This window comes from Capilliphycus salinus ALCB114379, from assembly GCF_047276495.1.
In the GTDB taxonomy this organism is placed as follows: domain Bacteria; phylum Cyanobacteriota; class Cyanobacteriia; order Cyanobacteriales; family Microcoleaceae; genus Capilliphycus; species Capilliphycus salinus.
This window is the reverse complement of sequence record NZ_CP178543.1, coordinates 786362-810505: the sequence shown is the minus strand read 5'-3', so window position 1 is coordinate 810505 and position 24144 is coordinate 786362. Positions and strand designations below refer to the sequence as shown.

The following is a 24144-nucleotide window of genomic DNA, read 5'->3' as shown; positions in this document are numbered from 1 at the left end:
TTTTGATTGGGTTGAGAGAGGATTCGATGTGGGGATGGGGAAGTCGGGTGCGGGCGAAGATGAGAATAATTTTTGATTAACAAAACAACTATTCTTTATCGGACAAAAACCTGCGACCCCACTTCCCGAGAAAAACGATTAAATTAAATGTCTCAATTGTCAGAATCGTACCAGAACCCATCTAGAAAGTCTAGCCCAACCGTCTGAATTTACCTGTGGTTTTAGGAATTGAGTCGATCTATAAACTGTTCTAAATTTTTAGGTCGATAGTCTCGGAGCATCACCCAGCGTTCCTTGACACTCTCATGGAGATCCTCAAACTGTTGAGAAACCTCACGGAGTCTTGTTCCCGGCAACCTCGTGATTGTACTTGTCAGTTTATCCGTGACAGCACCAAACAAGCTGGTTTCTTTTGCTTTGTAGTTAATATCGCACTTGGGATGGATGCGATATTCTGGCGGAATCAGATCGGGGTCAAACTCAAGCTTGAGTCCTAGCTTACCAACCGAGTCCATCATCCAAACTAACGCCCCATCCGACAAACCGCTATGTTCTCTTGTTCCCCCTCCGACGCAGCCGTGATCGCCGGGAAACCAAACCTGAAATAATTTCTGATCGGGGGCTTGTGGGTTGAGAACCATCGGAGTCACCTGAAAAGTGTCCCGATCCTCATCAATAGCGACGGCGTGCAGTGCATTTTCAATATTCTCACTCAATGCTGTAGAGTGGAACTTGTATCTGTCTTGGTTGATTAATTTTTCCCCAGGCAGGAAGGGAATAGTATCGGGAATACCCAAAGAGCCAACCGTGTCCCAACAGCCCAGGAGAGTCACCGGAATCCGAGATCCATATTTATCGGAACTGTAGCAGTATTTTTCCCGAAAATTGGCTTGCTTTTCTTCGTCTCGGGAGCGATAAAGTTCATAGGCTTCTGGGATTCTCCGAAACTGTTGATGTTTTAACAAGCCGACACTATAAAGCATTCCCGAAAGGCTACGAACCGTATAAGCACCCCGACTGAACCCAAAGAGATAGATTTCGTCCCCTGGAGAATAGTTAATACACAGAAAACGATAAGCATCTTGGATGTTTTTATCGATTCCTTTACCGAATGCACCCCCGGAACTTTTTTCAATCAGCTTTTCCAGTTTCCCCGGTCCCAAACCAATATTGAGGTTTGTTAACGGAATATCAAAATTAATTAAATCTTCTTTGGTGAGAATATTGCCTCCCGTACCAATACCCTCGTCATAGTAAACAACTTGGTTAATATCATCACTGGCAATAGGTTTAACCGCCAAAGCAATTTTAACAACATTCGTGGGATAGGGACTTTCTAAACTTTGCCAAGTTCCATCGCAGCAAATAATCAGACGTTTCATCTTATTGTAACCTCTAACTGAAAAATAATTGTTTTCAGCAAAACTAAAGCAGCGACTAGAAAAGCGATTGCTTAGTGAAAACAATTAAGTATTGAAAATGAGTAACTGGTTAGAGTGCAAATATTCTCAGCGCTACCTGCACACTTCAGCTATGGAAAAGCATAATATCACAAGATTTACAACTCTCACAAGATTTACATTTTTCCGTGCAGGTTGGGTTATGCCGAAGAAGGAAACCCAACCTACATGGCTATATAGCAATCTATCTGATTCGTGAAATTTGCGGAGCCAATCAGCCCCAGTACCGACCTCCCGCCTGATGCCGTTCACAATTTCTAAACGGTTTGCTAGATTAGAACCGGGTTGTTCATCAAATTAAATGTCTTAAAGCATTGATTCGATTGGAATAACTTCTCATTACTTCTAATGCAAACATCGGCGTTTGTTGGACGGCAAACATAAACCGTTCTTTATCTAAAATCGCCAAAACACAATCGGTTTTTGCCGTAGCAGTTGAACGTCGGGCGTGTTCAGGATTAACGAGCGCTCCCTCTCCAAAAACATCGCCAGCTTTCAGAGTTTCTGCTTCTTTTCCGTCAATCATAAACTGTACTTCCCCTTCAATAATACCGTACATCAGATGACCGGGTTCACCTTGTTTGAAGATGACTTCTCCGGCTGAAACGGTGTGAGGTTCACAGTTCTTTTTAAAAATCATCACCGTTTGTAAGGGTTCTAGCATAGGTTGAGAGTCCTTAAATTTGTGAGCTTTTGTCTTTGATATTTTTCGGGAAAAAAGACAGTAAAAAGTCTTAATAAACGACCTTAAATCTGCCTTTTAAACTTAACTTAACCCCGACTTAAAAACTGGTTGTGAGCAATCGATTGGGATCGACTTTAAAACAGCCTTTGGCTTGAACATAGTCTTCAAGTTTCACCGGAACCGCTTGGACATTCCAAATATCTTGACAATATTCTCGTATAGCGCGATCGCTGGAAAAAATACCCATGCGAGCGGTATTAAGAATAGACATCCGGGTCCAATTGTCCCAATCCCGAAAGGCTTCGCTGACCCGATCTTGACAGTCAATATAAGACTGATAATCGGCCAACAACATATATTCATCGTGGTATAACAGTGAGTCTACCAGAGGTTTGAACAGGTTGGACTCTTCGGGAGAAAATAAACCGGATGAAATTTGATCAATAACCTCTCGCAACGCCTCATTAGAACTGTAAAACTCCCAAGGATTATAGCCTTGAGACTTCATTTGAGAAACTTCTTCGGCTTTCAAACCAAACAGGAAAAAGTTTTCTTCCCCAACCTGTTGACGAATTTCCACATTCGCCCCATCTAACGTTCCAATGGTTAAGGCTCCGTTAAGAGAAAACTTCATATTTCCGGTCCCCGAAGCCTCTTTTCCTGCGGTCGAAATTTGTTCGGATAAATCAGCCGCCGGATAAACCGGTTGAGAGTTGGTCACGTTGTAGTCGGGGATAAAAACGACTTTTAAACGTCCCCGCACATCGGGGTCATTATTAACAACTTCTCCAACCGAATTAATCAGTTTAATGATTAATTTTGCCATAAAGTAACTCGGCGCCGCTTTTCCGCCAAAAATAAACGTGCGGGGAACAATATCGATGTTGGGATTTTTCTTAATTCGGTTGTAGAGGGTGATAATATGCAGAACATTCAAATGTTGGCGTTTGTATTCGTGAATGCGTTTAACGTGAATATCAAACAGAGAATAGTTGGGATCAACCGTTATCCCACAGCGTTTTTCAATTCGACGGGCCAACCGAGTTTTAACCTGTTGCTTCATTTGTCGCCAAGCATTTCTAAAATTGGGATCGTCCGCAAAAGGTTCTAATTGTTGTAATTCTTCTAAATGGGTAATCCAATTGTCTCCTATTTTTGAAGTGATTAACTCGGTTAATTCCGGGTTGGATAACACAATCCAACGACGGGGGGTAACGCCGTTAGTTTTGTTGGTAAATTTTTCGGGAAAAAGTTCATAAAAACCCCGCAATACATCCTGTTTCAACAACTGAGTATGGAGATCGGCAACTCCATTAATGGCATGAGAACCCACGCAGGCTAAATGAGCCATCCGAACGTATTTTTCCCCGGTTTCATCAATTAAAGAAAAGTTGGAGAGTTTACTGACATCGTTGGGATAATGAGTGCGAATTTCATGGAGGAAACGACGATTAATTTCGTAGATAATTTCTAGATGGCGGGGAAGTAAAGAACCAAATAAACCCAAAGACCATTTTTCTAGGGCTTCGGGTAATAAAGTATGGTTGGTGTAGGCAAAGGTTTTTTGAGTAATTTCCCAGGCTTGTTCCCACTCATAATCATGCACATCCATCAATAACCGCATTAATTCCGCAACCCCAATAGAAGGATGAGTATCATTGAGTTGGGCGGCAAAGAGTTCGCCGAAATTATCGAGATTTTCTTGAGTTGCTAAATGCAGGCGAATCATATCCTGCAACGAACAGGAAACAAAAAAGAATTGTTGTTCTAAACGCAGTTGTTTTCCTTGGATCGGTTCATCGTTGGGATAGAGAACTTTGGTAATATTTTCGGAGTAGGTTTTTTCGTTAACGGCGCCGTAGTAATCCCCGACATTAAAGGCTTGAAAATTAAAAGATTCTGGGGCTTCCGCTTTCCACAATCTCAGGGTGTTGGCGGTGTTGGTTTTATAGCCTAAAATCGGGGTATCATAAGGAACACCTTTAACGGTACGATCGGGAAGCCAACGCACTCGATAACGGTTGTTTTCATCATAAAAAGATTCGGTATAACCGCCCAACCCAACCTCGACAGTGGCTTCTGTGCGGGGAATTTCCCAAGGATTACCATAACGCAACCATTTATCGGTGATTTCAACTTGCCAACCTTCGCAAATTTCCTGATCGAAAATGCCAAATTCATAGCGAATTCCGTAACCAATTGCCGGAATATTTAGGGTTGCCATTGAATCCATATAACAGGCGGCTAGCCTTCCCAAACCGCCATTTCCCAGACCTGGTTCTTCTTCTTGTTCGATTAAATCATCTAAGTTTAATCCACATTCTTCTACAGCTTGACGAACTTGTTCGACTATTGCTAAATTGATTAAATTCTTGCCTAACTGGGGGCCGATCAGATATTCTGCTGAGAAATAACAGACGATTTTAACATCCTGTTTGAGATAGGTTTCTTGGGAGTTTAACCACCGTCGCAACAGGCGATCGCGTACCGTATAAGCTAACGCCATATAAAAATCATTTTTGGTGGCAATTTCCGGAAATTTCCCCAAGGCATAAAAAAGATTATCTGAAAAGGCTCGTTTTAGGGTTTGAACATCAATTCCCGTGCGATCATCTTCAATTTGAATTTGGTTTCCGTTAGTTAGATTGTCATTCATCGTTAATTTTTTCCGTTTTCTGGGGTCAATTTAATTGATATAAAATTCTCAAGAATTATCTGCACAAAAACAAAGCGATCGGCTGCTTTCAGGAATTTGATTTTAAAAGGTGCTAACTCTTTATCTATTTCCTGTTCACCAATAACCGATCGCGTAGCGTCTTGGAAAGAGAATCTCATCTCACAATCAAATGGTCATTTCTTGAGTCAAGAAATTGCAAGAATTGTGACTGTGATCCAACCCAATTTAAGAGGCTAACCGAAAAGCCGCTCCCAAACCGGCCGCCATTTCTTCCGGGGTAATTTGACCGTCTTTGTTTTCATCGAGGGCATCAAAAACGGCATCGGTTCCCGACCATTCTTCCCGAGTAATAAAACCATCGCCATCGAGATCGTAGACGCGGAAAAGTTCGGCCGCCGCATGAGAAACGGGGCTTTCATTTTCAATCCGGGTCAGTCTTTCAGCTAACAGTTGTTCTAACGCTTCTAACGCTTTAGAAAAGCCTTTAATCCCTTCTTCTAACTTTTCGGCCGCCATCCGATCTTCGCTGTGCATCCGGTCAAAAGTTTCTTTGTCGATGGAGATTTTTTCGATCTCCATTTCCTCGACTGCTTCCGGATCGAGTTTGCGGGGAAGCTCGGCACTTTTTGAACTCAACTCCTCTAAAAGTTTCGGAGAAATCGTCAGCAAATCGCAGCCGGCTAACTCGGTAATTTCGCCAAGATTTCGGAAACTGGCACCCATGACTTCGGTTTCATAACCGAACTTTTTGTAGTAGTTATAAATGGTCGTCACGGAAACGACACCGGGGTCTTCTTCGGGCGGATAGGATTCTCGTCCGGTTTCTTTTTTGTACCAGTCTAAAATCCGACCGACAAAAGGAGAAATGAGCGTTACTCCCGCTTCTGCACAAGCGATCGCCTGATGAAGACCAAATAAGAGGGTTAAATTGCAGTGAATTCCCTCTTTTTCGAGGACTTCTGCGGCTCTAATTCCTTCCCAAGTTGAAGCGATTTTAATTAAAATGCGATCGCGAGAAATTCCCGCCGCTTCGTATTGGGAAATCAGTTCACGACCTTGAGCAATGGTCGCATCTGTATCGTAGGATAAGCGGGCATCAACTTCGGTTGAAACTCGCCCCGGAATAATTTCTAAAATCTTCAGTCCGAAGGCGACCGCCAGCCGTTTAAACGCCAAAGTTGCCACATCAAATGGTTCTGCCTCTTGACCGAGTTCTTGACGTGCCTTTTTGAGCGTATCATCGACAATTTCTTGATATTCGCTCATTTGAGCCGCAGCCGTAATTAAAGACGGGTTTGTGGTCGCATCTCGCGGCTTAAACAGTTCTATCGCTTTGATGTCTCCTGTATCTGCAACAACAACGGTCACTTCACGTAACTGCTCTAACAACGTTTTCGCCATATTTCGCTCCTGTGAAGTCGATTTTTCAAAGCACAATCTGATGATACTATTAACCCTTGACAGAGATAGTTAAGAAAACGTTAGGTTCTGAGATTTAAGACGTTTAACTTTGTTTCTTAGCATAAATAGATCCTGATTGCAGTATCAATTGATCCTAAGCTCGGAAATCCCCGTAACTTTTAACAAGTGTATACAGCTTTTTGGTTTTAAGTTTATTTCTCTAGATAGATGTTTAACCGATGGAATTGTTGTCAGCGATCGCGTAGAATTACTTACTCCAACTTGGATTAAGTTTTTCACAGTCTATCTCCGATTCTGTTCCCCCTCAACCCTTAATTTTATATTTTTTACATTTCTTCGAGTTCTAAACCTTTAGTTTCCCGAATAAAGAACCAAACAAAATTGATTTATCTGAGAAATTAGATGATGTCCGACTCATAAATGATTGTGATGTAGGGGCGGGTTCTGCAATATCTTTGCTACTCCTCCGAGATTGAGATAAACCCGCCCGACCCCACCAACAGAATTCATCAACCGGATATAAAATGACTGGGAAGGGGCGGGTTTATAAAGGTTATTTGTGAAAAACATAAATTTATTCTGAACCCGCCCCTACAGGTTTGCAGAATGAATAATTAGCCGCCTTATTTAAAGCGTTTTTGAGGTTAAAAATTAGGAGAGTTGAGCCGCACACAACGCCGCCCCAATCAAACCCACTTTAGGATTAAGAACAATATAAACCGGGACTTTTTTCATTAACGGACTAATCCGACCTTTAGAAGTAAAAGCTTTCATAAAAATGCCTTTTTCCATTAGCGTCAGGTTTTTAGCCGCAATTCCACCGGCGATATAAAGACCGCCATAGGGTAACAATTTTAACGCCATATTTCCGGCTTCGGTTCCGTAAGCATCAACAAAAATTTGCATCGTTTGTTCGCACAAATAATCATTTCGAGATACGGCGCCTTTAGAAACTTCCGCCCCGAGATCTATCGTTTTTTCAGCTTGACCAATTTCTTGTTTCCACTGTTGAAAAACTTCCGCCATTTCTGGAGTTTCTAAAGAAGGATTGCGATCGCGCATAAACTGATAAATCGCCGCAATTCCCATCCCAGAAACAATCCGTTCAACCGAAACTCGTTCGAGGCTGTGGAGTTCTCGCACGTAGCTTAACAGTTGAAATTCTAATTCAGAACGGGGAGCAAAATCAACGTGTCCGCCTTCGGTTGAAAACACAGAATAACCGCCAACAGTAGGAATAACAAACCCTTCTCCGAGTCCGGTACCGGCGCCAATAACGGCGATGGGTGCGGTTGGTGAGGGTTCTCCGGGTTGCAAAGTGCGTAAGTCTTCTTCAGTTAAACCCACAACCCCAAAACCAATCGCCGCAAAATCATTAATCAGTTGAACTTTGGAGAGATTTAATTCTTGTTCGAGGGTTTTGGCATCGAGAAACCAGCTTAAATTAGTGAGTTCGCAGGTATTATTGACAACAGGGCCGGCTATGCCAAAACAAGCTTTTTCGGGGCTGTATTTTTGGCCCAAACTGGTTTCGGCACTTTTTAAAAACTCGATAACGATAGGAATGAGGTCAGAATAGGCTTGGGAGGAGTAGCTGTCTTCGTATAGGGTTGTGAGTAAAGGAAGGGTTTTGAGAGAGTCGCTGGGTTCTGCTTTAACGAGGCGTAGAATGGTTTTGGTGCCGCCAATGTCTCCTGCCAGCAGAATGGTCATGGTTAAAATACTCCTATTTTGTATAACATGGCTAGTTTATCAAACTGTTTCAGGATTCTAGGGATATGTGGGGTTTTAGTCTAGTATCGCAGGGTTGAGTTTCGCCGCAGATGGACTCACCCGTTTTGTAGGGGCGCGCCTCGGAATCAATATCTGTTTCTCACAAATAACCTTTATAAACCCGCCCCCTCCCAGTCAAATTATATCGGTTTGATTAATTCTGTTGGTGAGGTTGGGCGGGTTTATCTAAATATCGGAGTAGTAGTTAAAGATTTGGGTTGAACCCGCCCCTACACGATAATTATTAATTGGTCGCAGATGATTCTGATCGAATTTCCGATTAATTAATCAGAATTCTGTAGGGGCGGGTTCTCAATCAATGTCTGTTTCTCACAAATAACCTTTATAAACCCGCCCCCTCCCAGTCAAATTATATCCGTTTGATTAATTTTGTTGGTGGGGTTGGGCGGGTTTATGTAAATCTCGCAGTAGTAGTTAAAGATTTGGGCTGAACCCGCCCCTACACGATAATTATTAATTGGTCGCAGATGATTCTGATCGAATTTCCGATTAATTAATCAGAATTCTGTAGGGGCGGGTTCTCAATCAATGTCTGTTTCTCACAAATAACCTTTATAAACCCGCCCCCTCCCAGTCAAATTATATCCGTTTGATTAATTTTGTTGGTGGGGTTGGGCGGGTATGTAAATCTCGCAGTAGTAGTTAAAGATTTGGGCTGAACCCGCCCCTACACAATAATTATTAATTGGTCGGACATGATATGAAATACATAAAATAATACATTTCAAAAACCCGATTTCTGGTGATAGAAACCGGGTTCTTAATTCCCGTAGTCGGACAACTTTAAGCCTTAGAAAAAACCTGAAAAATTAGGCAGTTACCGGACGAGAAAAAGCGGTTCTCTGTGCATATTTTGCCTTGCTTCCTAACTCTTCTTCGATGCGAAGCAATTGGTTATATTTTGCCAAACGTTCGCCGCGACAGGGAGCGCCCGTTTTAATCTGTCCCGATGAAGTAGCCACCGATAAATCGGCAATAAAATCATCCGGCGTTTCTCCCGAACGGTGACTAATCATATAAGTATAACCCGCCGAACGAGAATCTTTAATTGCCTGCAAAGTTTCGGTAACAGAACCAATTTGATTCACTTTCACCAGGGTACTATTTCCCACACCATCAGCAATCGCTTTTTTGATAATCGCCGGGTTCGTAACAAAAGCATCATCGCCGACAAGCTGCACGCGACTTCCCAATTTTGTGGTCATTTCTTGCCAGCCAGACCAGTCCTGTTCGCCCAAACCATCTTCAATCGAAACAATCGGAAATTGATTAATCCAACTTTCCCAAAGTTCGATCATTTCGGTAGAACTTTTCTTACTGTTATCCGATTTGTAGAACAAATAACTGCCATCTTCGCGATACAATTCACTGGTTGCCGGATCGAGAGCGATCGCCACCTCATCTCCCGCTTTAAATCCGGCTTTTTCAATCCCCGCTAAAATCACCTCAATCGCTTCAACATTCGCTTTTAAATTGGGCGCAAAACCGCCTTCATCGCCAACATTGCTGTTGTAGCCTTTTTGCTTCAAAATTGATTTAAGCGCGTGATAAACTTCCGCCCCCATTCGCAAAGATTCGCGGAAAGTCGGCGCACCGACCGGCACAATCATAAACTCTTGAAAGTCTACGCTATTATCGGCGTGAGCGCCACCATTAATAATATTAAAACAGGGAGCCGGTAACAAATTAGCATCCTCACCGCCCAAATATTGATACAGAGGCTGTCCTTTCGCGATCGCCGCCGCCCGCGCCACCGCCATCGAAACCCCTAAAATGGCATTAGCGCCCAGTGTGGATTTATTGTCGGTACCATCAAGTTCAAGCATTTTGTTGTCAATAGCCGCTTGATCCGATCCATCCATCCCTTTGAGGGCGTCGGCGATAGTAGTATTAACATTCTCAACCGCCTTGAGAACCCCTTTACCGCCATAACGACCTTTATCGCCATCGCGCAACTCAATCGCTTCTCGAATGCCCGTAGAAGCCCCAGAAGGTACACCAGCCCGACCTTTGCTGCCATCGGCGAGGGTAACATCAACTTCAACCGTCGGGTTTCCGCGAGAATCTAAAATTTCTCGACCGTGAATGGTTTGAATGGTCGTATCCATAATTTTATTGTTTCCTCTATCTAGAACAACTAAGGACGTTGAATTTTCCAGTTCAGAAGCTTTATTTTAGGGCTGAAACTCTCAATACTCCGGTTCAGCAAGGCAATTTTAAGGTTTCCCAGCAAATCAGTCACCAGTCTTTACAGTCACCAGTCACTCATTACCAGTCACCAGTTTTACAGTGAGCAGTTTTACAGTCATCAGTCACCAGTTTTCAGGAGTCACCGAGTCACCGAGTCACCGAGTCGTGAGGTTACTGATAACTGACAACTCTAATAACTGGTGACTGGTGACTGGTGACTGGTGACTGTTAATAAGGCCACTTCCAGTTATCGACGTCTTCCTTGTCCTTACCGTTTTCAACGGCATAGTTGAGGTTTTCGATAATGGCGTTTTTCATCCGTTCTTTAACGTGGGCAGCAGCAGAACCCAGTTTGGGAACGCGATCGATCACATCAATCACCAGGCTAAAGCGGTCAATTTGGTTTCTCATCGCCAACTCTAACGGGGTGTTGATGTTCCCCTTTTCTTTGTAACCCCGAACATGAATCCGTTCTTGGTTTGTGCGACGATAAGCCAATTTGTGAATTAACCAGGGATAACCGTGAAAATTGAAGATCACGGGTTTGTCGGGCGTAAACAGGGTATCAAAATCCCGGTCAGATAAGCCGTGAGGGTGTTCGGACTCCGACTGAAGTTTAAACAGATCCACAACGTTAACAAACCGAACCCGCAACTCTGGGAACTCCTCGCGCATAATAGCGGTTGCGGCTAAAGCTTCGCGAGTCGTAATATCTCCGCAACTAGCCATGACAACATCGGGAATATCCGGTTCTACCCCGCGATCGTCGTTACTCGCCCAATCCCAAATGCCAATGCCTTTGGTGCAGTGTTTGATCGCTTCTTCCATTGTCAAGTATTGCAGGTGCTTTTGTTTGTCCGCCACTATTACGTTGACATAATTTTTACTGCGGAGACAGTGATTGGCAACGGACAGCAAACAGTTTAGATCGGGCGGGAAGTAAATCCGAGTTACACTGGCGCTTTTATTCGTCACCAAATCGACAAAACCGGGATCTTGGTGAGAGAAGCCGTTGTGATCCTGACGCCAAACCGTCGAAGATAACAGAATATTCCAGGAAGAAATCGGCGATCGCCAGGGTATCTCTTTACAAATATCCAACCATTTGGCGTGTTGGTTGAACATGGAGTCGATCACGTGGGCAAACGCTTCGTAGGTATGGAAGAAGCCGTGACGTCCGGTGAGAATATAGCCTTCTAACCAACCGATCAGGGTATGTTCGCTCAACATTTCCATGACGCGACCATCGGGAGAGAGTTGGCTACCATCGAGGTCTTCTTCTTTGAAGTCGGCCATCCAAGTTTTTTTACTAACTTCGTAGATGGCTTGTAAACGGTTAGAAGCGGTTTCGTCCGGCCCAAACACGCGGAAGTTGGTCATGTTGTTTCGCATCACATCCCGCAGGAATTCGCCCAAAATGCTGGTGTTTCCGGCTTCGGTGCGGCCGTGATCGCGAACATCGACGCCGTATTTGCGGAAATCGGGCATTTTTAGATCTTTCCGCAATAAACCGCCATTGGCGTGGGGGTTGGCGCTGATGCGGCGATTTCCGGTGGGTGCGAGTTCTTTGAGTTCGGGTTTCAGTTTGCCGTTTTCATCAAAGAGTTCTTCGGGTTTGTAGCTGCGTAACCACCCTTCTAACACCCGCAGATGGTCGTTATTTTTGCCCACATCCGACATCGGAACTTGGTGCGCCCGCCAGAAGCCTTCGACTTTGTGGCCGTCAATTTCTTTGGGGGCCGTCCAACCTTTGGGGGTGCGGAGAATAATCATCGGCCAGCGGGGACGTTTGGCTTCTCCGCTGCGACGGGCTTCTTCTTGAATGGAACGAATTTGGTTAACGCAGTGTTCCATTGTCGCCGCCATCTTCTGATGGGTGACACTGGCATCGTCTCCCTCAACGTGTTCGACGACGTAGGGCGTGTAACCGTAACCGACAAACAGGCTTTCAAGTTCTTCTGGGGAAATGCGAGCCAAAATGGTCGGGTTGGCGATTTTGTATCCGTTCAGGTTGAGAATGGGGAGAACGGCACCGTCACGGATGGGGTTGAGGAATTTGTTGGAGTGCCAAGCGGTTGCTAATGGTCCGGTTTCGGCTTCTCCATCTCCGACGACAGCGGTGACAATTAAATCGGGGTTATCGAATGCAGCACCGAAAGCATGGGACAGGCTATATCCTAACTCTCCGCCTTCGTGAATGGAACCGGGTGTTTCGGGGGTGCAGTGGCTCCCAATATGTCCGGGGAAGGAGAACTGTTTGAAGAATTTTTGCAGTCCTTCAGTGTCTTCGCTTTTGTCGGGATAGATCTCCGAATAGGTTCCTTCTAAGTAGGCGGGGGCCAGAATTCCGGGCGCACCATGACCGGGGCCTGCCATTAAAATGACATCGAGATCGTATTTTTTGATCAGTCGGTTCAGATGGACGTATACAAAGCTGAGAGCGGTACTGGCTCCCCAGTGACCCAATAAGCGGGGTTTGGTATGTTCGGGTCGCAGAGGCTCTTTCAGCAGAGGGTTATCCATCAGATAGATCATCCCCAAGGCTAAGTAATGACAAGCATTCCAGTAAGCCTGGGTTTTGCGTAGCTCATCATCATTGAGCGGGTTGGTGATTTCTGTGGGTATGTTTGGTGCTGCTACCATAATGTCCTAATTCCTTTGTAAATCTGTTACTTATCGAGGAAATTTCGGCGTCATAGGATATCTTTATGCAATTGTTCTCTGTAGTTCATCGGTTAAAAGTCAGATATCCTACAGCACCAGCACTAAGACGGTTGAATTCAATCAACTTGTATTTTGGCTTATCGCCTTCTATGGCTCAATTAAAGTTGAATTTGTAACAAATAGCAAGATTTTCTGATTTTTTTTATGTTTTAGCAAGAGATTAGAGATTTTTAACCCTGATTTAATATTCTTTTAAAATTTTACTGCACAGATCTTGCTACCTTAAAGAGCAACAGCCAAAGCGATCGCAGTAGTTTAGATCAATTTTTCAACATATACGAGATTTTTATGACTTTAAAGCTCTATTTTTTGCGGCACGGTGAAACGGTTCATAGTAAAACAGGCGGTTACTGTGGCGAACTCAATCCCGAACTCACCCCAGAAGGTGAAATCATGGCGCAACAGTTTGCTGAAGCTTACCAGGATTTACCTTGGACTGCCGCCTATGTTAGCCCGATGAAACGCACGGTAACAACTGCACAACCGTTGTGTGATGCTGTCGGTTTAAAGATGGAACTACGAGACGGACTAAAAGAATTATACTATGGAAAATGGGAGGATGAACATCCAGAAACGGTGAATGAAAAATATCACGATGAATATGTTCGCTGGTTAACCGATCCGGGTTGGAATGCTCCCACTGGTGGGGAAAAAGGAATTGATGTGTCTCGACGTTCTTCGCCTGTTATTCAAGAAATTGAAGAAAAACACCCAACCGGGAATGTTTTGGTTGTCTCTCACAAAGCCACTATTCGCATTATGATCTGTCGTTTGTTGGGGATCGATATTGGCCGTTTTCGCGATCGCATTTCTATGCCTGTAGGAGGAGTTAGTATTATCGAAATGGGAGTACACGGACCGTTAATGCACAGTTTAGCCGATCGTTCTCATCTAGATCCTCATCTGCGTTCGGTTGTCGGAGGGTAATATCAGTTTACAGTTTACAGTTTACAGTGACCAGTTTTTTAGGGGCGGGTTCTGCCTAAATCTATCTTACCCAGAAATAACTGTTATAAACCCGGCCATTTTCTGTGACATCCAAACCCATTACTGTAGGGGCGGGTTCTACAAAAATCTATATTTCTCAGAAATAATTTTTCTAAACCCGGCCCTTTTCTGTGACATCCAAACCCATTATTGTAGGGGCGGGTTCTGCCTAAATCTATATTTCTCAGAAATAATTTTTCTAAACCCGCCCCTACCCCTGAACCGTTTTTCCCCTACACCGGGGCGGGTTTATATAAGTTGTCTGTAGGATATGATAAATAATTGCGGAACCCGCCCCTACACGGGGGCCTGGGCGGGTTTATATAAGTTGTCTGTAGGATATGATAAATAATTGCAGAGCCCGCCCCTACAAACCTGACGATATTCGTTTTTAATTGTACAGAACCATGAAAATACTTGTACTGAATGCAGGTTCTAGTTCTCAAAAAAGTAGTTTGTATCATGTTGAAGGAAATACACTTCCTTCGCAACGCCCCGAACCCATCTGGGAAGCGAGTATTGACTGGACTGCATCGAACGATTTCGGCACTTTAAAAGTTAAAGCCAATGGGAACAAAACCGAAATGAAATTAGACCCAAATAAACGGGTTGAAGGTGTTTCTAAAGTGTTGGAGACTTTGACCGAAGGAGACACGAAAATTTTAGAGGAGTTATCAGAAATAGATGTCGTCGGTCATCGGGTTGTACATGGCGGTTCGGACTATTCGGAAGCAACCCGAATTACTTCGGAAGTCAAAGCTAAAATTGAACAATTAATTACCCTCGCTCCCAATCACAATCCGGCTCATTTAGAAGGAATAGAAGCCATTGAAAGGCTGTTACCGGATGTTCCCCAAGTGGCAGTTTTTGACACGGCTTTTCACAACAAAATGCCTCGTTCATCTGCGGTTTATCCGATTCCCTACGAATGGTTTGAAAAGGGAATTCGTCGGTATGGTTTTCATGGAACCAGTCATAAATATTGCGCCCAACGCGCTGCACAATTACTCGGAAAACCCTTAGAATCTCTCCAGTTAATTACTTGTCATTTGGGAAATGGTTGTTCTTTGGCTGCAATTCGGGATGGAATTAGTGTCGATACTACGATGGGATTTACCCCGTTAGAAGGGTTGATGATGGGAACTCGAAGCGGTTCGATTGACCCGGCAATTTTGATTTATTTGATGTGGGAGCATAAGTTTAATGCTGAACAATTATACCATTTATTGAACAAAGAATCGGGAATAAAAGGCATTACTGGAAAATCAAGCGATATGCGCTATGTCTTAGAACACATAGAAAAAGGAGATGAACGAGCTAAACTTGCATTTGATATGTTTATTCATCACCTAAAAACCGGAATCGGTGCAATGTTAGGAAATCTCACCCGTTTGGATGCGCTGGTGTTTTCGGCCGGGATTGGAGAACATTCCGCCCCCGTCCGAGAAGCGGCTTGTCAAGGGTTTGAATTTTTGGGGTTAAAAATTGACCTCGAAAAGGATGCAAAATCTCCGGTTGATACTGATATTTCAACGGAAGATTCTCCGGTGAGAGTGTTGATTATTCATACCGAAGAAGATTGGGCGATTGCATCGGAATGTTGGCAGATTGTACAGTCAAATTAAAGCCCAGTTTCTCAACAAAATTTGAACCTTACTCCTTAAAAAAACCTTACTCCTCAAAAAACCCAGTTTCTCTGAGAAACCGGGTTTTTAATCCCCACTTTTGGGATGTGCATATTTTTGTGACATCGAACGTAATTAAGGATGTAGGGGTTGTATAATTCGGTCAGTATCCGTTGGGTTTTGTTCCTCAACCCAACCTACATTTCTATCCGTTGGGTTTTGTTCCTCAACCCAACCTACATTTCTCCTCTCTATAAACCCGCCTTTCCCCCTGCGAACAGTAATTAAAGCCTGATAAAAAACGTGAATCAATCGGTTGTTATTAACTTTAGTGAAGGAAGCTGTCAAAGCGGTTTTTCAACGGTTGTTGCTCAATTGTGGGAAAACAATCGCAGTCTAAAAACGCAATGGACGGGGAGTTTACCACCGGCTTTAAACCTTTTAGAACTTTATCAAAAATGGCGATCGCTGTATCCGGTGATGTACGATGCTTGCGGGTGGCGACAGTCAGAAATTGAGTTTGAAGATGAGGAAGTTACTCAAGTTTCGGAAGCGGAATTTAAGGCAATTTGTCAGCGGTTAAGAACGGGTTTAAATCAATGGTTGAACTCGGGTTCTTTTGGTCGAATTGAACGCCAAATGCGAACTTATCTAACACCCGATCAACAAATTCGGATTATTATTCAAAGCGAAGATACCCAACTCCGACGTTTTCCTTGGCATTTGTGGAACTTTTTTTTAGATTATCCCGATGCGGAATTAGCGTTAAGTATTCAACAATTTCAACCGCCTATTCCCAAACCTCGTTCACGAAAAAAGAAAGTTCGACTGTTAGCAATTTTAGGGAATAGTCAAGGGATTGATATTCAAACAGATCGCCAACTTTTACAACAACTTCCCCAAACAGAAACGGTGTTTTTAGTCGAACCTCAACGTTCAGAATTAGATCGTTGGCTGTGGGATGAACAGGGTTGGGATATTCTCTTTTTTGCGGGACATAGTTTTTCTCAAGCGGGAGATACGACGGGAAAACTGGAAATTAATCCTCAAGAATCAATTGCAATTGAACAGCTAAAAAATGCCTTAAAAGCGGCAATTAGACAAGGTTTACAACTGGCAATTTTTAATTCTTGTGATGGTTTGGGATTGGCCCGTCAACTGGCTGATTTACAAATTCCGCAATTAATTGTTATGCGAGAATCGGTTCCCGATGGGGTCGCCCAAGCCTTTTTAACTCACTTTTTACCGACTTTTGCGAGTGGAAAATCTTTTTATCTTTCCGTGCGAGAAGCGAGGGAAAAATTAGAAGGTTTGGAGTCTCAATTTCCCTGTGCGGGTTGGTTGCCTGTTATCTGTCAAAATCCGGCAACAATCGCCCCGAATTGGCGACAATTACGAGATGGAATTAAACCCGAAAAAATTCTACCGAAAGTTAATCTATCTCCGACTATTTTATTTACAGGTGCGAGTTTAACGGCGAGTTTATTTGTAATTATAATCCGGTTTTTAGGAATTTTACAACCCTTTGAACTAAAAGCTTTCGATCATTTCATGCTATCGCGTCCGGATGAGGGAATGGATTCGCGGCTATTATTAATAACAATAACCGGGTCAGATGTACAAGCCCAACCCCCAAAAGAACGCCAAGCAACTTCCCTTTCTAATCGGGCTTTAGAACAGTTAATTGAAAAACTGACTGAATATCAACCCCGTGTAATTGGCTTGGATATCTATCGAGAAATGCCGACAGAATCGGAGTATAAAACCTTAATTAATTCTTGGCAAAATTCAGACCGTTTGATCGGAGTTTGTAAAATAGGAGACGATGCAGAAAATCCCGGAATTCCAGCCCCCCAAGAAATTCTTAAAGACAATTTACGAGAACGAGTAGGATTTAGCAATACAGCCATTGATCCCGATAATATTGTTCGGCGTCAATTAATTGGTCAAGCTTATCCTCAATATTCTTTATGTCAAGTGGATACATCTTTAAACTTTCGCTTGGCGTTGCGTTATTTAGGCGATGAAGGGATAACGGATGAAATCACAACATCAGGAAATATTAAAATTGGTGAGGCAATTTTTCTGCCCGTAGAACAAAATTCTGGCGGATACCGTTCAATTGATGCGAGAGGTTATCAATTTCTGATTAATTATCGCGCAGGAAAGCAGATAGCACCCCGATTAACTTTAGCAGAGGTTTTAGTAGAAAATCGGCTTACTCCTGAATTGGTGAAAGACCGAATTGTTTTGATTGGAACGACGGATAAAACCTTTAAAGATTTCCATCGTACACCCTTAAGTCAAGGGGATTTTCCCGATATTCCGGGTGTTGTTATTCAAGCCCACATGGTCAGTCAAATTGTTAGTGCAGTTAAGGATAAACGCCCTTTAATTTGGTGGTGGCCTGAATGGATAGAATTGCTTTGGATTTTAGCTTGGTCTGGTTTAGCGGCGTTTGAAGTTTGGAAGTTAAACTCACCCAAGATATTGATTTTTGCAATTGTGGGAAGTTTGATTTTTATGTATAGTAGTTGCTTCGTTATGTTGTGGATTTTTGGGGGTTGGATACCTTTCGTTCCCTCTGCAATTGCATTTATTTCCACAATTACCCTGATTATTATAATTCGCCGACTGTTCAAACCTGAAATTAATCGATAACCCAAAAGCCTTGTTCTCGCCAATATTGTTCCCGCAAGGCTTGATGGAGGTCTTCGGGTTGAAGCCAACCTTTACTGACCAACAATTCCCCCAACTTCTCGGAGTACAAACACTGAAGGTTCAGCGCTTGTTCGAGTTGAGTCGAAGAAATCAGCTTCTTCTTTAACAAAATTTCACCGAGTTTCATAATCTGTAGTCAAATTCTCCTATTGGGTTGATAGAGTTAAATTTTTAAGATTATGCACTTTTTTTACAAAAATTAAAATTTTGCCTTGAGGAGAAAAACATTTTTAACTCAGAGTTTGTCCAACTTTAGTTAAACCTTTAATCTGCACACGGGTTTCATTTTGTCAATTCGCTCAATCGTGCTACAGAACTTGAGTAATACCTAAAAATAGGACTGCACATTTACCAGAAATATGTTTATAAAAATCCGCTTTTTAAGCCCACAATAAGCTACTCTAAGCCTATCCAGTTAATCGAGTTTACTTTTGCATAAACTCTCAATATTATTCCTAATACAAGAGCAGAGAAAGTTTTAGCTTCAAGTAGCTTTAAATCAATAATTTCTCCAAATCTCAAAAGTTTAAATTGAGGAAAATTATCATGGCACTGTTTAACGGCACCAACGCTAATGACGTGATTGCACCCGATCAAATCACAACGGGTATTGTTTCTGGGGATAATATTTTTCCCGCAGGTGTTCCCATTCCCGCTAATGTTTTTATTGGTAACGATCAAATCTTTGGTCAACTGGGAAATGATCTTCTCGGAGGGGGTGAAGGGGATGATTTAATTAACGCAGGAGATGGCGATGATAACCTCTCTGGCGGAAATGGAAGCGATACTTTAGATGGCGGTTTGGGAAACAACATTATTGACGGTGAAGATGATTTTGACTATGTTTCCTATGAAAATGAAGCCAATGTTTTTGTCGATCTCGCCACTAATTCAGGATTCGCGACTACCCGTTCCGATACACTCCAAAATATAGAAGCCGTCATCGGTTCAACCACCAGCACCAATAGTTTATTTGGGGATAATCAAGATAATGTTTTAATTGGGGGCGATCTCAATGATAACCTCAATGGCGGTGAAGGTGCAGACACTTTAGAAGGTAGAGGAGGAAGCGATCAACTCATCGGAGGAGGCGGAAAAGATGTTCTAGAAGGAGGTTCGGGAAGCGATACTTATACGATAAATAATGTTGCTTTTTCCGGGGGATCTCAAATCGAAGATAGCGGCGGAAATACGGATAGTTTAAATATTGATCTCCCGCTTTCTCCGGTTGCGGCGCCTCCAAGTCCGACTCAAATTGGACTCGCTCGCAATGGCAAAAATTTGATTGTTGATATTAGTCGAGATGGTTTGGCTGACCCCGCTAGTGATTTAACTATCAATAACTTTTTTGCTGATGAAACTTCCAATACTGCGGGAACTGGATTTATTGAAAATCTGAGCGGTTTACCGGGAAATACGGTTCTCAGTAGCGGAATTGGAGAAGTTGTTACCGTTTCTATTAATACCCCGGTTGCTAATAATACGGTTTCCGGAAATCCGGTTCCGGTTGATGAATTTAGCCAGATTGATATCTCGGACGACATCAAACTTTATACCCTTTCTAATGAACCGGATACCACTACAATTCCCGTCGATCAAATTGACCGTCAAATTGTGGCTTTATCGGGAAATGATAATATTTCGGGTACAACTAATCCTGAAGATGTTGTCGGAAACCGAGGCGCCGATACGCTGAATGGTGGCGGTGGTGATGATACCTTACGAGGCGGTCAAGGTTCCGATTTGGTCAATGGTGAAGGTGATGATGACCTGTTGAATGGAAACCAAGATAATGATACGATTAATGGCGGTTTGGGTGATGATATTGTTCGCGGAGGTCGCGGAAATGATGTATTATTGGGTGGCGATGGGGATGATTTTTTAATTGGCGATCGCGAACAGGATATTCTCACCGCTGGAAATGGTGAAGATACCTTTGTTTTAACCGGAGGTAACGCCGCAGCAAATAACCTCGATGAAGCCGATTTGGTGACGGATTTTGTCACCGGTGTTGATAAAATTATGCTCACGGGTGGCACAACTTTCGCCCAATTAACGTTAACTCAAGTTGAGTTACAAATTGATGGCGGTGCGTCTGTCATGGCAACAGCAATCCAAGCTCCCGATAACGCTTTTTTAGGAATCATTCAAGGGGTTACAAACCTAACGGCTGCTGATTTTGTTCCGGAAGATACCAGCATTACACTCTTAGGATAATTTAACCATAAACTGGGAAAAACTGCAAGCTTTTTGACTGATTAAGTTTTTTCACTCCGAAGTTTGGTGTCATCGATCGCGATCGCAATCAAAGAAAACCAAAGAAACAGCCTAAGTTCAGGATAACCTGGCTTGGGTTGTTTCTGCTGACTGCATAAATTGAAAAACTCCAACCTATTAACAGTTAATCGGGTGAAGGGAGTTGAGTAAATCTTGAAATTGGAATTGAAAACTCAAATTGATAGGTTTACAAAACTCTAACTCTTGATTACGTTCTGTTTCAACTTTCCCGAACGGGTATTTTTTCCTAGAAATACTGCTAAAAGACCAAAGAAAAGACCACACTCAAGCTTTCGCTATCAAAACAGAAAACATTGCTTTGGAGTCTACCATGAATTATCGCCGTTTTCAGTATCGAAATCTAATTTCTGCTTTTCTCGGTGTGGGAATGTTGATCGCTTCTAGCGGTTCAACTTTAGCAGAACCTTCTCCCCCGGACGAGATCAAAACCATGACTCAAGCTGACAACTCGAAAACCAGTTATACAGATCGAGGTCAGCCTACGTTTCAAACCGGACAAGCCAGCCGAGGAAGTTGTTCTTCTGGTATTAATTCAAAAGATTTACTGGCTTATATTCCCTCGCAAACTGCCGAAAACTATCCGAGTTTTCAGTTTCAAATTCCTTTTGAATCAAGCCGCTTTCACTCGGTTGAGTTTTGGCTAATGGAAGATAATGCCGAGGCGAAAATGATTTATGAAACTCAGCTAACTTCCGATCAAGTCTCTCCAGAGTTTCACATTAATTTACCTCAAACTTCAACGGAATTAGAAGTTAATAAAAGTTATGCTTGGAAATTGATTGTACATTGTAGCGATCCCACAAATGCCGCTGATATGCAGGATGCTTTGTATGTCGAAGGTTCGATTAAACGAGTTGAATTAACCGCAGGTTCGGAAAGATAAAAACTACCATCTATTTGACTCAAACCACAGAAAATTTAGTTTAGATTTCATCTAAACTAAATTTGGCGTTGACGCGCCTTTTTTTCTGGGTTTCTTAACCGGAAACGATGATTTATTGTGAAGGATCAACTAAATTTTCAACCGTTGTTTCCTTGGGATTGGCGTTACATTCAACGGAATGATTCGGTTCTCCGATATAAATCCCCAGCGATCGCGCGGTTTCGGTCCAAAATCCGTTAGGATCGACCAGTCGGGGACTGTGAGCAAAAACATCATCGAGGTCAACCGTAACCACCCTTTCGTTTTGCCAAGCCACCATTTTACCGTAGTTTTCGGCTGCCACCATATCAACCGCAGATTTCCCGAAAGCCGTTGCAATTAAGCGATCTAACGCCGAAGGAGCGCCGCCCCGCTGGACGTGACCCAAAACCGTGACCCTCGCTTCTACGCCGACTCGCTGTTCAATTTCTGTGGCAATATATTCGCCAATGCCTCGAAGTCGGACTTCTCCGAGGGCGTCTTTGTAATATCGACCCTCGCCTTCTGCGGTTTTGGCGCCTTCGGCTACTACAATAATGGCAAATTTACGCCCGCACAAAGTTCGCAGGTGTTGAATTTGTTTGCACAAATTGTTGAGAGAGTAGGGAATTTCGGGAATTAAAATCGCATCGGCGCCGCCAACGATACCGGAATGGAGGGCTAAATGTCCGGTGGTGCGTCCCATCACTTCGACAACCATAACGCGATCGTGGCTGGCTGCGGTGTAGCTGAGGCGATCTAAAGCGTCTAAAATGGTAGAAACGGCCGAATTAAACCCGATGGAGAGGGCGGTATGGGCGACGTCGTTATCGATGGTTTTGGGGACGGCCACTAAATTCCAATTTCCCCGTTGGGCGAGGTTTTGGAGTAAGGCTAAACTGCCATCGCCGCCAATGGCAATTAACGCATCAAGTTCTAAGTCGTGGTATCCGGCGATAATTTCTTCGGCGATCGCTTCGGTATTGCCTTTGTTGAGTGAACCGAGAATGGTCCCTCCCATGCTGAGTAAAGGGTCGGTTCCGTGTCGTTCCAAACCGTACTGATTCAAAACTACGCTTTTGCGTTCGAGCAGCCCTTGCGTGGCGTAGGGAATGCCTCGCACTTCCCAATTATATTCGGTAGTCGCGTAACTCACGACGGCGCGAATCACTGCGTTTAACCCCGGGCAATCTCCACCACTGGTGAGAATGCCAATTCGTTTGCGTTGATTCATTGTTTTATGATGCAAACAGCGATTATTTCATCACCACATCTATAGTACCTTGAAACCTTTAAACCACCGGATTAACTTTGTTTTTTGTATCTTTTCTTAACGAGAATTTAATCAAACGCCCCAATCAAGTTTGAAAAAATTTAAACATTGCTAATTTGACAAAATTAATTAAATATGATATTGTTTTGCGACCGAATGAAATTATTGGTTTTTGAATGGATAAAAGTGGAATCGCCGAAGATTGAGACAGCTACAACCGCCCCACAGCCTTGTTAAAAGATCACGAAGAACAGCCGACACGTACAATTAATTATGTTACAGTTATTCAGAAAATTGCGCTTACAAGTCACAAAGACGCAGCATTTGACAACGAGGAGTTTTCAATTATGGCTATAAAAGTCGCGATTAATGGATTTGGTCGCATTGGACGTTTGGTCGTCCGTTCATCTCTGAAAAATCCCGATATTGAGTTTGTTGCCATTAATGACCTCGTACCTGCGGAAAATTTAGCTTATTTGTTCAAGTACGATTCAACTCACGGTAAACTCGAAAACCAAATTGAAGCTAAAGATGATAGCATCGTCGTTGATGGCCGAGTGATTCGTTGTACTTCGGTGAGAAATCCGGCCGAATTGCCCTGGAAAGATATGGGAATAGACTATGTTGTAGAGTCTACCGGATTATTTACCGATTATAACGGCGCTTACAATCATATTACCGCCGGCGCGAAACGGGTAATTATTTCCGCCCCCACCAAAGACCCCGACAAGGTGAAAACGCTGTTAATGGGCGTTAACCACGAAGAATTTGACCCGAAAGAACATTTAATTGTTTCTAACGCCAGTTGTACGACCAACTGTTTGGCACCGGTTGCTAAAGTCATTCAGGATAACTTTGGGTTAACCGAAGGGTTGATGACAACCGTTCACTCGGCGACGGCGACTCAGCCAACCGTTGACGGTCCGAGTAAAAAAGATTTTCGCGGCGGACGGGGTGCCGGTCAAAATATTATACCCGCTTCTACCGGTGCGGCGAAAGCGGTAACATTGGTTTTACCGGAATTAAAAGGCAAATTAACCGGGATGGCTTTCCGCGTCCCCACTCCCGATGTTTCTGTAGTAGACTTAACCTTTAAAACGGAAAAATCTACCAGCTACAAAGACATTTGTGCAGCGATGAAAGCAGCGGCTGAAGGGCCGATGAAAGGCATTCTCGGTTATACGGAAGACCCGGTTGTTTCCACCGATTTTATTACCGATTCTCACTCCAGTATTTTTGATGCGGATGCCGGAATTGAGTTAAATTCTAACTTCTTTAAAGTCGTTTCTTGGTACGATAACGAGTGGGGTTATTCTTGCCGCGTCGTTGATTTAATGTTAGCAATGGCGAAAAAAGACGGCCTTCTCTAATCACCAAAAGATGGGGA

Annotated in this window: 15 protein-coding genes; 6 read left to right on the top strand and 9 right to left on the bottom strand. The window is 43.3% G+C overall.

Annotation, left to right across the window (positions count from 1 at the left end; all coding sequences use genetic code 11):
• Window positions 1-221 precede the first annotated feature (221 nt).
• From ACL6C3_RS03380 to ACL6C3_RS03350, 7 genes are all read right to left on the bottom strand, one after another.
• On the bottom strand, window positions 222-1382 hold the full coding sequence (locus ACL6C3_RS03380; protein ID WP_413165342.1) for a DUF2235 domain-containing protein: 1161 nt from the start codon (window positions 1380-1382) through the stop codon (window positions 222-224).
• Window positions 1383-1752: 370 nt separating this feature from the next.
• On the bottom strand, window positions 1753-2124 hold the full coding sequence (locus ACL6C3_RS03375; RefSeq protein ID WP_413165340.1) for a Crp/Fnr family transcriptional regulator: 372 nt from the start codon (window positions 2122-2124) through the stop codon (window positions 1753-1755).
• A gap of 118 nt (window positions 2125-2242) precedes the next feature.
• Window positions 2243-4801, bottom strand: coding sequence for a glycogen/starch/alpha-glucan phosphorylase (locus ACL6C3_RS03370; RefSeq protein WP_413165338.1), 2559 nt, complete (start codon window positions 4799-4801; stop codon window positions 2243-2245).
• Window positions 4802-5047: 246 nt separating this feature from the next.
• Complete coding sequence (locus tag ACL6C3_RS03365) at window positions 5048-6223, bottom strand: transaldolase (protein ID WP_413165336.1); 1176 nt, start codon at window positions 6221-6223, stop codon at window positions 5048-5050.
• 672 nt (window positions 6224-6895) lie between these two features.
• Window positions 6896-7957, bottom strand: coding sequence for a glucokinase (locus ACL6C3_RS03360; RefSeq protein ID WP_413165334.1), 1062 nt, complete (start codon window positions 7955-7957; stop codon window positions 6896-6898).
• A gap of 890 nt (window positions 7958-8847) precedes the next feature.
• Window positions 8848-10146, bottom strand: a complete 1299-nt coding sequence (gene eno / locus ACL6C3_RS03355) for a phosphopyruvate hydratase (protein ID WP_413165332.1) — start codon at window positions 10144-10146, stop codon at window positions 8848-8850.
• Between the two features lie 310 nt (window positions 10147-10456).
• Window positions 10457-12871 carry a phosphoketolase gene (locus ACL6C3_RS03350; RefSeq protein WP_413165330.1) on the bottom strand — a complete coding sequence of 805 codons (2415 nt, stop codon included), beginning with the start codon at window positions 12869-12871 and terminating at the stop codon, window positions 10457-10459.
• Between the two features lie 369 nt (window positions 12872-13240).
• Between ACL6C3_RS03350 and ACL6C3_RS03345 the strand changes: the two genes are divergently transcribed.
• The 3 genes from ACL6C3_RS03345 to ACL6C3_RS03335 all read left to right on the top strand — a co-directional run bounded on the left by ACL6C3_RS03345 (window position 13241) and on the right by ACL6C3_RS03335 (window position 18225).
• Window positions 13241-13879 (top strand): histidine phosphatase family protein, encoded by a 639-nt coding sequence (locus tag ACL6C3_RS03345; protein ID WP_413165328.1) that lies wholly within the window; start codon window positions 13241-13243, stop codon window positions 13877-13879.
• A gap of 467 nt (window positions 13880-14346) precedes the next feature.
• Window positions 14347-15564 (top strand): acetate kinase, encoded by a 1218-nt coding sequence (locus tag ACL6C3_RS03340; RefSeq protein WP_413165326.1) that lies wholly within the window; start codon window positions 14347-14349, stop codon window positions 15562-15564.
• Window positions 15565-15867: 303 nt separating this feature from the next.
• On the top strand, window positions 15868-18225 hold the full coding sequence (locus tag ACL6C3_RS03335) for a CHASE2 domain-containing protein (RefSeq protein WP_413165325.1): 2358 nt from the start codon (window positions 15868-15870) through the stop codon (window positions 18223-18225).
• On the opposite strand, the gene ACL6C3_RS03330 is transcribed toward ACL6C3_RS03335, so the two are convergent.
• Window positions 18215-18412, bottom strand: coding sequence for a hypothetical protein (locus ACL6C3_RS03330; protein ID WP_413165324.1), 198 nt, complete (start codon window positions 18410-18412; stop codon window positions 18215-18217). The genes ACL6C3_RS03335 and ACL6C3_RS03330 overlap by 11 nt on opposite strands.
• 419 nt (window positions 18413-18831) lie before the next feature.
• On the opposite strand from ACL6C3_RS03330, the gene ACL6C3_RS03325 reads away from it, so the two are divergent.
• The gene (locus ACL6C3_RS03325; RefSeq protein WP_413165323.1) at window positions 18832-20502 is read left to right on the top strand and encodes a calcium-binding protein; all 1671 of its coding nucleotides are present in this window, start codon (window positions 18832-18834) and stop codon (window positions 20500-20502) included.
• Window positions 20503-20893: 391 nt separating this feature from the next.
• The gene (locus tag ACL6C3_RS03320) at window positions 20894-21466 is read left to right on the top strand and encodes a DUF928 domain-containing protein (protein ID WP_413165322.1); all 573 of its coding nucleotides are present in this window, start codon (window positions 20894-20896) and stop codon (window positions 21464-21466) included.
• A 112-nt stretch (window positions 21467-21578) separates the two neighbouring features.
• On the opposite strand, the gene ACL6C3_RS03315 is transcribed toward ACL6C3_RS03320, so the two are convergent.
• Window positions 21579-22718 (bottom strand): ATP-dependent 6-phosphofructokinase, encoded by a 1140-nt coding sequence (locus tag ACL6C3_RS03315; protein ID WP_413165320.1) that lies wholly within the window; start codon window positions 22716-22718, stop codon window positions 21579-21581.
• A 386-nt stretch (window positions 22719-23104) separates the two neighbouring features.
• Here ACL6C3_RS03315 and gap point away from each other — a divergent pair, with 386 nt between their 5' ends.
• A complete protein-coding gene (gene gap, locus ACL6C3_RS03310) occupies window positions 23105-24127 on the top strand; it encodes a type I glyceraldehyde-3-phosphate dehydrogenase (protein ID WP_413165319.1) in 1023 nt (340 codons plus the stop codon).
• Window positions 24128-24144 lie beyond the last annotated feature (17 nt).